This is a genomic window from Spongiactinospora sp. 9N601 (genome assembly GCF_044326295.1).
Classification (GTDB): Bacteria; Actinomycetota; Actinomycetes; order Streptosporangiales; family Streptosporangiaceae; genus Spongiactinospora; species Spongiactinospora gelatinilytica.
This window is the reverse complement of record NZ_JBIRBB010000019.1, coordinates 123,489-136,362: the sequence shown is the minus strand read 5'-3', so window position 1 is coordinate 136,362 and position 12,874 is coordinate 123,489. Positions and strand designations below refer to the sequence as shown.

12 protein-coding genes are annotated in these 12,874 nt (G+C 71.9%); all 12 read right to left on the bottom strand.

Annotated features, from left to right (window positions below; genetic code table 11):
- Nucleotides 1-123: 123 nt before the first annotated feature.
- The 12 genes from aspS to ACH34R_RS35840 all read right to left on the bottom strand — a co-directional run bounded on the left by aspS (nucleotide 124) and on the right by ACH34R_RS35840 (nucleotide 12,865).
- Nucleotides 124-1,446, bottom strand: a complete 1,323-nt coding sequence (gene aspS, locus ACH34R_RS35895; RefSeq protein ID WP_397566042.1) for an aspartate--tRNA(Asn) ligase — start codon at nucleotides 1,444-1,446, stop codon at nucleotides 124-126.
- Nucleotides 1,447-1,741: 295 nt separating this feature from the next.
- Nucleotides 1,742-2,413, bottom strand: coding sequence for a TetR/AcrR family transcriptional regulator (locus tag ACH34R_RS35890; protein WP_397566041.1), 672 nt, complete (start codon nucleotides 2,411-2,413; stop codon nucleotides 1,742-1,744).
- Between the two features lie 37 nt (nucleotides 2,414-2,450).
- Complete coding sequence (locus ACH34R_RS35885; protein ID WP_397566040.1) at nucleotides 2,451-3,227, bottom strand: HpcH/HpaI aldolase/citrate lyase family protein; 777 nt, start codon at nucleotides 3,225-3,227, stop codon at nucleotides 2,451-2,453.
- Between the two features lie 22 nt (nucleotides 3,228-3,249).
- The gene (locus ACH34R_RS35880; protein ID WP_397566039.1) at nucleotides 3,250-4,704 is read right to left on the bottom strand and encodes an aldehyde dehydrogenase family protein; all 1,455 of its coding nucleotides are present in this window, start codon (nucleotides 4,702-4,704) and stop codon (nucleotides 3,250-3,252) included.
- 11 nt (nucleotides 4,705-4,715) lie between these two features.
- A complete protein-coding gene (locus ACH34R_RS35875) occupies nucleotides 4,716-5,660 on the bottom strand; it encodes a phosphotriesterase (protein WP_397566038.1) in 945 nt (314 codons plus the stop codon).
- A 19-nt stretch (nucleotides 5,661-5,679) separates the two neighbouring features.
- On the bottom strand, nucleotides 5,680-6,444 hold the full coding sequence (locus ACH34R_RS35870) for an SDR family NAD(P)-dependent oxidoreductase (RefSeq protein ID WP_397566037.1): 765 nt from the start codon (nucleotides 6,442-6,444) through the stop codon (nucleotides 5,680-5,682).
- A gap of 35 nt (nucleotides 6,445-6,479) precedes the next feature.
- On the bottom strand, nucleotides 6,480-8,234 hold the full coding sequence (locus ACH34R_RS35865) for a GMC family oxidoreductase (RefSeq protein ID WP_397566036.1): 1,755 nt from the start codon (nucleotides 8,232-8,234) through the stop codon (nucleotides 6,480-6,482).
- On the bottom strand, nucleotides 8,235-9,011 hold the full coding sequence (locus ACH34R_RS35860) for a gluconate 2-dehydrogenase subunit 3 family protein (RefSeq protein ID WP_397566035.1): 777 nt from the start codon (nucleotides 9,009-9,011) through the stop codon (nucleotides 8,235-8,237).
- Complete coding sequence (locus ACH34R_RS35855) at nucleotides 9,001-9,705, bottom strand: RraA family protein (RefSeq protein WP_397566034.1); 705 nt, start codon at nucleotides 9,703-9,705, stop codon at nucleotides 9,001-9,003. The genes ACH34R_RS35860 and ACH34R_RS35855 overlap by 11 nt, the downstream gene beginning before the upstream one ends.
- Nucleotides 9,702-10,673: an NAD(P)-dependent oxidoreductase gene (locus tag ACH34R_RS35850; RefSeq protein WP_397566033.1), complete on the bottom strand. Its 972-nt coding sequence runs from the start codon at nucleotides 10,671-10,673 to the stop codon at nucleotides 9,702-9,704. Before ACH34R_RS35850 ends, ACH34R_RS35855 begins: the two co-directional genes overlap by 4 nt.
- 19 nt (nucleotides 10,674-10,692) lie before the next feature.
- Nucleotides 10,693-11,193, bottom strand: a complete 501-nt coding sequence (locus tag ACH34R_RS35845; protein WP_397566032.1) for an HIT family protein — start codon at nucleotides 11,191-11,193, stop codon at nucleotides 10,693-10,695.
- Between the two features lie 40 nt (nucleotides 11,194-11,233).
- A complete protein-coding gene (locus ACH34R_RS35840; protein ID WP_397566090.1) occupies nucleotides 11,234-12,865 on the bottom strand; it encodes an ABC transporter substrate-binding protein in 1,632 nt (543 codons plus the stop codon).
- Nucleotides 12,866-12,874 lie beyond the last annotated feature (9 nt).

The following is a 12,874-nucleotide window of genomic DNA, read 5'->3' as shown; positions in this document are numbered from 1 at the left end:
TGCTGAGAACCATTGCCGTGCCAATGGAATCACGCCCGCGGCACACGAACATATGGCGGCGAGCGAATGTTGGCATATAGGCAGAACATCCGCTTTGCTCTTTTCATGAAAATATGGGCGGTGCTAGGGGGAGAGCCGATTGGGGCCGCGGAAGAGAAAGGTGGCCTCGCGGATGGAGTCCAGGCCGAGCAGGACCATCAGCACCCGGCCGAGGCCCATGCCGAGACCGCCGTGCGGCGGGCAGCCGTAGCGGAAGCAGTTCAGGTAGTCGCGCAGCGGCTCGGTGCCCATGCCCTTTTCGGCCGCCTGCCGCACCAGCACGTCGTACCGATGCTCGCGCTGCGCCCCCGTGGTGATCTCCAGCCCCTTCCACAGCAGGTCGAAGCTGAACGTGAGGTCCGGTCGCCCCTCGGGCCGCATGTGGTAGAACGGCCGCACGCTCGCCGGGTAGTCGGTGACGAACACGAACTCGTGCCCGGTCTCGGCCCGGACGTGCGCGGCGATGCCGCGTTCGCCCTCCGGGTCCAGGTCCGCCTTCGCCCCGGCCGGGTCCCAGCCGCCGCGCCGCAGGACCTCCCGCGCCTCGGCCATCGTGACCCGCGGGAACGGCGTCTCCGGGACGGTCACCTCGACGCCGAAGTGCTCCTCGATCGCGCCGGCGTGCGCCGCGGCCACCTTGGCCAGGGCGTGGGCCAGCATGCCCTCCTCGAACGCCATCACCTCCGCCACGCCGCCGATCCACCCGAGTTCCACGTCAACGCCGGTGAACTCGGTGGCGTGCCGGGAGGTGAACGACGGCTCGGCGCGGAAGACCGGGCCGATCTCGAAGACCCGGTCGATGCCCGCGGCGATCGCCATCTGCTTGTAGAACTGCGGCGACTGCGCCAGGTACGCCGAGCGGCCGAAGTAGCCGAGCCGGAACACCTCCGCCCCCGACTCCGAGGCGGTGCCCATGAGCTTCGGCGTGTGCATCTCCACGCACCCGGCGGCGTACGCGTACTCGCGCATGCCCTGCTCCAGCGTGGTCTGCACGGCGTACGCCAGACGCGCCTCCGGCCGCAGGCGCACGTCCAGGAAGCGCCAGTCCAGCCGCTGCTCCGGCCCGGTGCGCTCGTCGATGGGCAGTGGCGTCTCGGCGCGGCCGAGCACCTCGATCGACTCGGGCACGACCTCCAGGCCGCCGAGTTTCACGATCGGGTTGCCGGTCACCGTTCCGGTGACGCGCACGGCCGACTCGGCGGTCAGCGACTCAAGGACGGCTTCGAGCGGGTCGCCGGGCCCGCCGCGCCGGTGGGTGACCTGCACCATGCCGGTGTGGTCGCGGATCACGGCGAACTGCATGCGGCCCTGCAACCGCAGGGTGCGCACCCAGCCGCAGATCGTCACCGTGCGGCCGAGATGCCCGCGCAGGCCGGAGACCGGCACGCGGATCGTAGGGTGGATCATCGAAAGTCCCTCCAAAGGACCTCGTCATGATCCCTTGAGGGGCGTGGGCGATAAGGGTACTCGCGGTGCCACCACGCCTTCGCCGCCGCCACGCGGGCGGTGGCCTCGTCGTCGCCCGGTAACGGGGGCGGGCCGGCGGAGCATCGGGCCGCGCGGGCCGTTCCTCTCCGCACTCGGGAGGGTCTTCGCCGTGGGGCGCGGGGCCGCCTTCGCAGCTACCGGCGGCTCTCTGCAACCCGCGTGATCCCGCGGCTACTCGTCTCCGTCAACGCGTTCCCACCAGGATACGGGGTCATCAGGTGACGCGTACGGCGTCGCGCCGCGCCGGGTGCACCGCCGCGGCCAGCTCCGCCGGGAGCGTCTGCAGGACGATCCGCCGCCCGGTCTCGGCCAGCAGCCGCCGCATGCCCTCCTGGTCGATCTGGCCGGGGTGGCGCGGATCGAGATGCAGGAAGGTCACCGAGGTCATCAGGCCGATGGCGAGCTGGGCCAGGACGTGCGCCTCGGCGCGGGCCAGCTCCGGGCGCACCGCGGCGACCGTGGTCGTCCACATCCAGATGTAGTCCTGGTGGTGCCCGCCGATCCGCTCGCGGATCTCGTCGGAGAGGTTGCGCCGCTCCTCCAGCCAGATCATGGAAAGCCCGGGCCGCTGCACGCAGAAGGTCGCGTAGCTGTCCAGCAGATAGTCGAGCGCGCCGCGCGGGGGCAGCGTGGCGGCCTCTGCGGCGGCGGTCTCCATCAGCTCCGAGGACAGCTCCAGCACCGCGGTGAGGAGATCCTCCTTGTTGGCGAAGTGCCGGTACACCGCCGGGCCGCTGATGCCCGCCGCCGCCCCGACATCGGTCGTGGAGGTGTTGCGGTAGCCGGATCTGTGGAACAGGTCCAGCGCCGCGTCGATGAGCATCTCCCGGCGCGGCGTCCTGCCCGGCGGACGTCCTCCGCGGCGTGCTTTCCGCTGCTCGGCCATGCAGTGACGGTACCAACCAATCGGGATCGACCGGAGATCAGACGTAGGAGGCGGTCCGGCGGGGCGGGGCCGCCTCGGCCCCCCGGGCGACGGCCAGTTCGTGCAGCGCGCCGTGGTAGAGCAGCGAGGCGTCGGTGGCCAGGTTGAGCATGTGGAAGCCCGCCTCACGGCGGCGGGCCACCGTCTGCGCGTCGTCGCAGTGGATGCCCGCCACGACGCCGTGCCGCCGGCAGCCGTCCAGCAGCGACGCGACCACGGTCTCCTGCTCAGGGTCGTTCTGCTCGCGGCCGAAGCCGAGGGCGAGGTCGTTGGGCCCCACGTAGATCGCGTCCACTCCGGGGACCGACATGATCTCGTCCATGTTGGCGACCCCTTCGGGGGTCTCGATCATCACGGCCACCACGTTGCGGCGGTTGGCCACCGCCGCGCTGTAGTCGGGGACGCGCAGCACGTTGCGGCTCGGACCCCAGCTCCGGGTGCCCTCCGGCGGGTACTTCGCGGCGGTCACCGCCTGCTCGGCCGCCTCCCGGGTGCTCACCATCGGCACCACGACGCCCTGGGCCCCCGCGTCGAGTGCGCGGGCGATGTGCTCGGGGGAGTTGGACGGCACCCGCACGAACGCCGGCACCCCGGCGATGGCCAGCCCCTGGAGCAGCGTCAGCATGCCCTCGTAGCCGACCAGGCCGTGCTGGCCGTCCACGCAGATCCAGTCGAAGCCCGCCCTGCCCAGCAGCTCGGCGGACAGGTCGCTCGGGGTGACCAGCCAGGTGCCGACGGTCGGCTCGCCCCGCTCCCACAGCTCTCGCAAGGTCATCGGATCGCTTCCCTTCTCTCCGTCACGCGTAGTTGTGATAGACGCTGCGGAGCTGCGTGTAACGCAGGACGCCGTGCTTGCCGTCCTCGCCGCCCAGCCCCGACTCCCGGTGGCCGGAGTGGTGCCCCTGGGCCTGCTCGCCGATCGACCGGTTGATGTACAGCTCGCCGAAGTCGAGGTCGCGTTCGGCGCGCATGGCGATGCGGTGGTCGGCCGTGTAGAGGTAGGCCGACAGCCCGTACCGCGTCTCGTTGGCCAGCTCGAAGGCGCGCTCCAGCGTGGGCACCTTGGCGATCGGGGTGACCGGGCCGAACACCTCCTCGCGCATGATGTCCATGCCCGGCTCGACGTCCACCAACACGGTCGGCGTGACCCAGAAGCCGCGCTCGAAGGCGTCGCCGGCCGGCCGCCCGCCGCCCAGCACGACGCGCGCGCCCTCCGCCTTGGCCCGCTCGATCGCATTGATCGACTTGTTCCGCTGGGCCTCGCCGGCCAGCGGGCCGAGCTCGACCTCGCCCAGCGGGTCGCCCACCCGCAAGTGCCCGACCAGCGCCGTGTACCGTGCCACGAACTCCTCGAACACCGACTCGTGCACGAACACGCGCTCCGCGCTGGTGCAGACCTGCCCGCCGTTGAAGTGGCGGGCCATCGCCACCGCCGGGACGGCCGTGTCGAGGTCGGCGTCGGCCCAGACGATCGCCGGGGCCTTGCCGCCCAGCTCCAGGGAGACCCTGGTCAGGTTGGCCGCAGCCGCCGCCATCACCTTCTTGCCGGTGTCGCGGTGGCCGGTCAGGGTGACCAGGCCGGTACGCGGGCTGGCGACCAGCGCGAGCCCGGTCTCCGGGCCGCCGGTCACCAGGTTGAGCAGGCCGGGCGGCAGATCGACCGCCTCGGTGATCATCTGGACCAGCGCGATCGAGGACAGCGGGGCCAGCTCGCTCGGCTTGACCACGACGGCGTTGCCCGCGACGAGGGCCGGGGCGATCTTGCGGACCAGCAGCGCCACCGGGGCGTTCCAGGCGGTCACCGCGGCCACCACGCCGATCGGCACCCGGTTGAGGTGGATGACCTCGTCGGCGTTGTCGCTGGGCAGGATCTCGCCTTCGATCCTGCGGTCCCAGCCGGCCGTGTAGTCGGCGAGCTGCGCGGCCATCGCGACCTCGGCGTGCGAGACGGCCAGCGGCTTGCCGACCTCGGCCGTCTGGAGCTGGGCCAGCTCGGTGGCGTTCGCGCGGATGACGTCGCCGATCGCCCGCACGAGCGTGCCGCGCACGCCGCCGGGGGCCCGGCCCCAGTCGCGCTGCGCGCGCTGCGCCGCCGCCAGGGCCTCGTCCACCTCGGCGGGGGTGGCGCCCGGGACGGTGGCGATGACGTCTTCGGTGGCGGGGTTGATCACGGGGATCGCGGGCCCGCCGCCCCGCCGCCAGGAGCCGGCGATGAACAGCCCGGCCTCACTGCTGATATCGGTCGCGGTCATTGGGGTCTCCTTCAGCTTCCGCTCAGCCAGGCGGCGGGATTGCGCTCCAGCATCACGTCGATCTGGTCGTGGCCGACGCCGAGTTCGGCCAGGCGCGGGAGCACGGTCTCGAACAGCAGGGTCATCGACCACGCGGGGGCGAACTCCGCGAGTTTGTCCGCAGGCACCCAGTCGTTGAAGGCCGAGTAGTCCTGGGACAGCATCATCCGGCCGGCGTGGCCGCGGGCGCACAGCTTGGCGACGGTCGCCGCCCGCCGTTCCAGCGGCAGCAGGCCCTCGACGCCGAAGCGGTCCATGCCGATCCACACGCCGAGGTCGAGCAGCCGCTCGATGTAGTCGAGGTCGTCGCTGTCGCCGGTGTGCGCGATCTGCACCGCGCGGAGGTCCACGCCCTCCTCGTGGAAGATGCGGGCCTGCTCCAGCCCGGTGCGGGTGGCCGCGTGCGAGTGCGCCATGATCGGCCGGCCGGTGCGCAGGTGCGCCCTGGCCGACGCGCGCAGCACCTTCTCGACGTCGGGGGTGACGCCCGGCTCGTCGGTCGCGCACTTGATGAACGCGGCCTTGATCGAGGTGCCCTGGATGCCCTGCTCGATGTCGTGGACGAGCGCGTCGGCGAGGGCGTCGGCGTCGCGCCACTGGAAGTAGGGAGGCAGCACGTTGTAGGTGTAGAGCCCGGTCGCCACGACCAGGTTGACGCCGGTCTCCGCGGCGACGCGGGCGTGGAAGGCCACGTCGCGGCCGAGCATCGCCACGCACGGGTCGACGATCGTGCGCACGCCGTGGGCCTGCACCCCGCGGACGGTCTCCACCGCCGCGGTGTACATGGCCTCGCGGTCGTACAGGTGGGGGAACTGGGTGAGCAGTGGTTCGCTCACCGTCAGCAGTTGTTCGTGCGCGAGGGTACGGCCGAGCTGGGTGTGCTCGACCGGTCCCGCGACGGTTTCGATCATTGCCATGCCGGTACCTCTTCTCCGCTCACCTGGCGGTCTGGCCGCCGTCGACCACGAGGCTCGCGGCGGTGATGTAGCCGGCCGAGTCAGAGGCCAGGAAGACGACCGCCTCGGCCACCTCTTCGGGGCCGCCGACCCGGCGCAGCATGGCCTCGCCGCCGACCGCCGGGTGCGCGTCGGCCCCGGCGCGGTCCAGGCCCATCGTCGCGCTGAGATACGCCTCGTTGGGCGGCGTCCAGATCGTGCCGGGGCAGACCGCGTTCACCCGGATCCCGTCGGCGGCGAGGTCGAGGGCCAGGCCACGGGTCAGGCTCTGCAGCGCGCCCTTGCCCGCGCTGTAGGTGATCCGGTCGGGCTGGGCGATGAGCGCGGAGATGGAGGAGATGTTCACGATCGCCCCGCCGCCCCGCTCGCGCATGTACGGCAGCGCGTGCTTGGCGCACAGCGCGTAGCCGAAGACGTTCGTGGCGAACGCCCGTCCCCACTCCTCGGGGGTGGCCTCGACGCCCTTGGCCACCAGCGCGACGGCGCTGTTGACCAGGATGTCCAGCCGGCCGAACCGGGCCGCCGTGGCCCGCATCAGTCCGATGATCTGGTGTTCGTCGCTGACGTCCGCGCGGACGAACAGCGCCCGCTCGCCGAGCAGGCTCTCGGCCTTGCGCCCGGCCTCCTCATCGATGTCGGCGATGGCGACCGAGACGCCTCGTTCGGCGAACGCCGCCGCGGTGGCGAGACCGATGCCGGACGCGCCCCCGGTGATGACGGCCACCTTGCCCGTCAGACCTTTCACCGCTCATGCTCCTGTCTGATCTGCTCCGGGCCGCGTCAGGCGAGCGGGCCGGGGTTGTCGCGGTAGCGCAGGACGCCGTCCACCGCCCGGTAGGCGAGCGCGCCGACGGTGCCGGTCGGGTTGTAGCCGGCGTTCTGCGGGAAGGCGGACGCGCCGACCACGAAGGTGTTCGGAAAGTCCCACATCTGGAGGTAGTTGTTGACGGCCGAGGTGCGCGGGTCGGCGCCCATGATCACGCCACCGGTGTTGTGGGTGGATTGGTACTGGGTGCCGTCGTAGTGCTCGGCGAGCACGCCACCGGCCACGAACGAGTCGGGGTTCATCGCGGTGGCGATCTCTTTCAGCTTCTCGCCCAGGTAGGCGACCATCTTGCGCTCGTTCGGCTCCCAGTCGAAGGTGATGCGCACCAGCGGCAGGCCGTAGGCGTCCCGGTAGGTGGGGTCGAGACTGAGGTAGTGGCCCCGGTAGGCGGGGCTCTCGCCCTGCGCGCCGATGATCAGCGAGTGCGCGTAGTGCTTGCGGATCGCCTTCTTCCACTCAAGGCCCCAGGCCGGGGTGCCGGGCGGGGCGAGGACCGCGTTGATCGGCGTCGTCGGGTTGCTGCCCACCTTGATCAGGCCGCCGCCGATGAAGCCGAGCCCGGTGTGGTCGAAGTTGTCGCCGTTGAGGTCGTCGATGGCGATCGCGCTGCCGCAGGCGACCATGTACGGCTTGAAGTCCTTGTCCTTGAAGTAGGCCATCGCGCCCGCGCCGTCGGACTGGTAGCAGTAGTTGCGGCCGATGACGCCCTCGCCGGTGGCCGGGTCGTACGGCTCGCCCATCTTGGACAGCAGTAGCAGCCGGCAGTTGTTCAGGGTGAAGGCGGTGAGCACCACGACGTCGGCGGGCTGGTCGCGGACCGCGCCGCTCGCGTCGTAGTAGCGCACTCCGGTGGCCCGGCCGCCGTCGTGCAGGATCTCGATCACCTGGGCGTTGGTGCGCAGCTCGAACCGGCCGGTCTTCTGGGCGGTGGGGATCACCGTAAGCGTCGGGTCGCTCTTGGCGCCGATGTGGCAGCCGAAGTGCCCGGTGAAGCCGCAGTAGGTGCAGCCGGGCCGGGACATGCCGTCCGGGTTGGTGTACGGCTTGGACAGCGCGCCCGCGGGGCCGGGGAACGGCTGGTAGCCCACCTTGGCCGCGGCCTCGCGGAACACCGATCCGGCGTAGGACTCGATCAGCGGCGGGAGCGGGAAGTCACGGCTGCGCGGCCCCTCGAACGGGTTGCCGCCGGGCACCTTGGCGCCCTTGATGTTGCCCGCCTTGCCGCTGATGCCCGCCATGTACTCGAACTTGTCGTAGTACGGCTCCAGGTCGTCGTAGGTGATGCCCCAGTCCTGGATCGTCATGTCGGCGGGGATCATCCCCGCGCCGTAGCGGGCGACCGTGCGGCTGCGGATCTCGAAGTCTCGCGGGTTGAACCGCCAGGTCTGCCCGGCCCAGGAGACGCCGGAGCCGCCCACGCCGTAGGCGGGCGCGAACGAGCCGAGCCGGCGGATCGGCAGCGCGCGATCATTGACGTCGTGCCGCAGTGTCCAGGTCTCGGCCGCGACGTTCTGCATCAGCTCGCGGTCCACCGCGTACCGCAGCTCGTCGTGCCCGTGGGCGAAGTCCTCGACGCCGCGCGGCCCGCCGCGTTCCAGGCCCACCACGGTCAGCCCGGCCTTGGCCAGCTCGGCGGCCATGATCCCGCCCGCCCAGCCCACTCCGACGCAGACCACATCGACCTTCGGCAGCGAGTTGCGCCGGGCCATCTACCGGACTCCCTTCGGATAGACGTTGTAGGGCTCGTTCCAGCGGCCGATGAGCCCGCCGTACCGGTCGCCGTAGGCCAGCGGGTCGCCGGGGAAGCCCAGCCAGAGCCAGCCGACCATGTCGCGGTTGCCATCGTGCATGGGGTCGCAGAACAGCCCCTCGGTGACGTTGCGCAGGAACATCGCGAAGAAGGAGGCCGAGGTGAACCCGTGCGCGCCGGTCGCCAGCCCGAGGTCGACCTGGCCCTTCTCCAGCGCGGTCATCACCTCGTCCTGCTGGGCGGTGGCCAGCGCGGGGAACGCCCTGCCCGCGTACTTCGCCTTGCAGTGCGCGTCGATCGCCCGCAGCGCGCGCTCGTAGACTTCGCGCGGGGTGAGCGGGAGCTGGTAGCCGTGCCCGGCGTGCTCCGGCTCGAAGAACGGCCCCCGGAGGTACATCCGGTCGCCGTCGCCCCAGGCTCCGGCGAGCCGCCCGTCGATGTAGTGGGTCACGCCCGCCTCGGCGGCGCCGTCGCCGTCGGGCTCGGAGGGGAAGACGCGTTCGGCCATCGCGGTCACCGTGGCCGCCTCGGCGTCGGTGAGCACCCGCAGCGGCGGGGGCGGGTCGTCCAGCACCTTGGACGTGGGCGGCTTGGGCTTGCGCTCCGCGAGCGCGCTGCCGCCGGTCACGACGCCGCCGACGCCGATCGCGCCGCCCGCGACCACTCCGCCCGCGGTGGACAACAGGGCCCGGCGCGACGGCCGCCCGTCACCGCTCTCGTCCGGCTCAGCCGACATCTCCGGCCTCCTTGGTGTCCGCTTCGCTGAACTGCCGCCAGGCGTCCGCCAGGCCCTCCAGGCTGAACTTCGGCGAGCGCATCCAGCCGATCAGGCTCTGCTCCTGGGCGATGATCCGGTCCGCCGCGGCGGGCACGTCGGCGGCGATCTCGGCGGGCACCACGAGCACGCCGTGCCGGTCGGCGTGGATGATGTCGCCCGGCCGCACGGTGAGGCCGCCGACCTGCACCGGCTCACCGGCCGACTCCACGCGCACGTTGGCGTGGGAGACCCCGACGCTGCCGGAGAAGAAGTGAAAGCCCAGCTCGTGCGCCTCCTTCAGGTCGCGCACACAGCCGTTGGTGACCGCGCCCAGGCAGTCGAGCCTGGTGAACAGGTTGGCCGACACCTCGCCCCACAGCGATCCGTGGCCCGGCTCGTCGTCGAGGTCCTGTACGACGACGACGCGCGGCCCCGGCACCTGGACCACGTGCGCGACCAGCGGCTCCACGCCGTAGTCGTGCTCGGGTGTGCCGCGCCCCCGGATGGTGGCCGTGGCGGCGTAGCCGACCATGACCCCGAGGTCGGGGAACACGCAGCGGATGCCGGAGCTCGCGAAGCCCTCGTCGCGCGAGCGGATGCCGAACGTCTCGATCGCGTTGCACACCGTCGGGGTGTCGTAGCGGGCGAGCGCCGCCAGCACCTTGTCGGTCATTTGTTCTCCTGCCGGGGACGAGCGGTGTTGACGACGTTGAACGGCGGCTCGCCGGAAAGGACGCGGCGGATGTTGGCCGCGACGATGGCGAGCACGCGTTCGTTGGCGTCGCGGGTGAACGCCGCCGCGTGCGGCGTGATGAAGACGTTCTCCAGCCGGCGCAGCTCGGAGCCGGCCGGGAGCGGTTCGGTGGCGAAGACGTCGAGCGCGGCGGCGGCGAGCCGGCCGGACGCAAGCGCGGCGACCAGGGCGTCCTCGTCCACGACCGGGCCGCGGCTGCTGTTGATCAGGTAGGCGCCCTGCTTCATCCGCTCGATCGCCGCCGTGCCGATCAGGCCGCGGGTCGAGTCGTCCAGCGGCACGTGTACCGAGATGACGTCGGAGCGGGCCAGCACCTCGTTCAGCTCGCAGGACTCCGCCCCGGTCACGCTGCGCGGCACCACGTCGTAGTACAGGACGCGGGAGCCGAAGGCGCGCAGCCGGTCGGCGACCGCGCCCCCGGTGTTGCCCACGCCGACCAGCCCCACGGTCAGCGCGCCCAGCTCGCGGCCGAGCATCTTGAGCACCGGCCACTCGCCCGCGCGCATCCGCCGGTCGCCCCAGGCCCCGTGCCTGATCAGGTTGAGGATCGCCATGACGACCCAGTCGGCGACCGAGTCGAGGTTGTAGCCGGCGCTGTTGGACACCGGGATGCCGAGCCGGGCGGCGGTTTCGCAGTCGATGCCGTCGAAGCCCACGGACGGCTGCTGGACCAGGCGGCAGCGCCGCATCGCGGCGAGAACGCCGGCGTCGAGGTGATAGCGGTGCAGGCCGTCGCCGATCACGATGTCGGCGTCGGCCACGGCGGCGCGCACCTCCTCGGGGGTGGAGCCGCCGGGCAGGACCACGGCTTCGACGTCGAAGCCCTTCGCCAGGCCGCGCACCTGATCTTCGGTGAGCGGGCTCAGGCAGACGATTCGGGACATCATCACCTCAGGGTCTTGATCATCACTCGTCCCAGCGCCGCACGAGCGCGGATTCGCCGGTGAGCAGCGCCCGCAGCGCCGCGGCGTCGGCCCGCCACCGGTCTTCCGGGAGGGCCGCGCCGACCGGGTCGAGCAGCGCGCCCGGCGCCACGTCGTCGGCGTAGCGGGCCACCACGTTGGTGTGCAGGTGCGGGGTCTGGTTGCCGAGTGTCAGGTAGTTGATCTTCAGGGCGGCGAAGTGCCGCCGGACGGCCGTGCCGACCAGCAGGACCTCCCGGCCGTAGCGGTCGGCGTCGCGGGGTGCGAGGTCGGCCGGCTCGGCGGCGTGACCGTTCTTCCAGACGACGACCGCGTAGCCGCGCTGGGCCGCGTGCCGCATCAGGAAGGCGTCGGAGACCCGGCCCGCGTAGACGCGGATCCGGTCGCCTGCGTCGCCCGGCGCGGGGGCGGAGCCGCACGCGCAGGCCCGGCCGTCCATCCGCTGGACGAAGTCGGCGGGCCAGTCGGGGAAGGGCGCTGTCATGGATTTATGTTATTCCGGATTAACTTTTCTGGCAAGCATCTCAGGCGGCCCTCCAGGCGCTCGTGACGTTCACGACGCCGCGCAGCAGGCCGAGTTCGCGCCCGCCGTCGGGCAGCGCCGGATCGAGCAGTCCGCCCACGTCCGGCCTGGTGACGAGCGAGTACGGCGTGGCGTCCAGCCACACGAAGGGCAGGGCGGTGTTCAGCCGCTCGTTCAGCGCCCGGTAGGCCGCCTGCCTGGCGGACGCGCCGGTGGCCCGGCGGCCCTCGGCGAGCGCGGCGTCGATCGCCTTGTCGCGGTTGCGGGTGAAGTTCAGTGCGGGCTCGCCGTTCGGTGCGGCGCTCGCGGAGCTGAAGTAGAGCGCGTTCTGGTCCGGGTCGCCCGCGCCGAAGAACGCGCCGATGATCGCCTCGTAGCCGCCGCCCAGCAGCACCTCGCCGAAGTTGTCCTTGGACACCTGCACTGGCGCGCTCTCGATCCCGGCCTGCCGCCACATGCCCTGGATCAGGGAGAAGGCGGTGATATCGCGTGGTGTGGTCTGGATCGTCACCTTGATCGGAGGCAGCGGACCCCGTTCCCGCTCGTACTCCGCGATCAGGCGCTTGGCCCGTTCCACGTCGTGCGGCGGGTACGGCGAGCGCGCGTGGTACGGCGAGCCGCGCTGGAACAGGCCGTCCATGACCGGGGCCAGCCCCTTGTCGATCACCTTGCTGTACTTCGCGGCGTCCGTGGCGCAGGCGAGCGCCTGCCGGACGCGCAGGTCGTCCAGGGGCGGCCGGGACACGTTCAGCGCCACCAGCGTGATGTCCTTCTGCCCGAACGTGGTGTTCAGGTCGTCGGCCAGCGTGAAGCCCGGCTCGCCGCGGAAGGCGGCGATCGTCTGGGCGTCCTGGGAGTGCAGGGCGTCGATGTCACCGGCCCTGATGGCGTTCTCCCTGGCCAGCGGGTCGGGGATGGGCCGGAACGCGACCTGGTCGAGGTAGGGCAGGCCGCGCCGCCAGTAGCGTTCGTTGCGGGTCAGGGTGAGATGGTCGCCGGCCTGCCACTCCTTGAACACGAACGGGCCGGACCCGACCGGATGCCGCGGATCTCCGCCCTTGCCGAGCGTCTTCGGGGAGGCCACGTACCCGAGCTGCGCGCCCGGATAGCCGGTCAGGTAGCTGTCGAAGGCCGCCCAGGGCTCCTTCATCTCGACCACCAGCGTGTCCTTCGCGGTCACCCGGGTCGCCTCGATCGGCCCGAGCAGCAGCCCGAGGAAGTCGTGGCCGCGCTGCGCGTCGAAGTTGGCCTTGACCGCGGCGGCGTCGAACGGCTCGCCGTCGTGGAAGGTCATCCCCGGCCGCAGCTCGATCGTCCAGCGGGTCGCCTCCCGGTTCGGGGTGATCGACCGGGCGGCGTACGGCCGGACCCGGCCCTGCGCGTCGAGTGCGGCCAGGCGGTCGAAGACCGCGCGGGCGTAGACGTGCCCGGAGCGGTCGAACAGGGTGGTGGCCGGGTCCAGGCCGCCGGCCTCGCCCTGGGTGGCGAAGACCAGGCTGCCGCCGCGGCGCGGCGGGCCGGTGGCCCCGACGACCGGGCGGGCCGCGGGCTGCGGGCCGCAGGCGGCGAGGAGCAGGCCGGCTCCGCCGTATGTCAGAAGTGTCCTCCGGCCGATCGGGTCGCGGGAAACCATCACTGTCGC

Coding starts and splice junctions, on each gene's coding strand:
- ACH34R_RS35845 (WP_397566032.1), bottom strand. CDS start 11,193: ATGACAGCGCCCTTCCCCGACTGGCCCGCCGACTTCGTCCAGCGGATG.
- ACH34R_RS35880 (WP_397566039.1), bottom strand. CDS start 4,704: ATGACCGCGACCGATATCAGCAGTGAGGCCGGGCTGTTCATCGCCGGC.
- ACH34R_RS35875 (WP_397566038.1), bottom strand. CDS start 5,660: ATGGCAATGATCGAAACCGTCGCGGGACCGGTCGAGCACACCCAGCTC.
- ACH34R_RS35860 (WP_397566035.1), bottom strand. CDS start 9,011: ATGTCGGCTGAGCCGGACGAGAGCGGTGACGGGCGGCCGTCGCGCCGG.
- aspS (WP_397566042.1), bottom strand. CDS start 1,446: ATGATCCACCCTACGATCCGCGTGCCGGTCTCCGGCCTGCGCGGGCAT.
- ACH34R_RS35840 (WP_397566090.1), bottom strand. CDS start 12,865: ATGGTTTCCCGCGACCCGATCGGCCGGAGGACACTTCTGACATACGGC.
- ACH34R_RS35865 (WP_397566036.1), bottom strand. CDS start 8,234: ATGGCCCGGCGCAACTCGCTGCCGAAGGTCGATGTGGTCTGCGTCGGA.
- ACH34R_RS35850 (WP_397566033.1), bottom strand. CDS start 10,673: ATGATGTCCCGAATCGTCTGCCTGAGCCCGCTCACCGAAGATCAGGTG.
- ACH34R_RS35855 (WP_397566034.1), bottom strand. CDS start 9,705: ATGACCGACAAGGTGCTGGCGGCGCTCGCCCGCTACGACACCCCGACG.
- ACH34R_RS35885 (WP_397566040.1), bottom strand. CDS start 3,227: ATGACCTTGCGAGAGCTGTGGGAGCGGGGCGAGCCGACCGTCGGCACC.
- ACH34R_RS35890 (WP_397566041.1), bottom strand. CDS start 2,413: ATGGCCGAGCAGCGGAAAGCACGCCGCGGAGGACGTCCGCCGGGCAGG.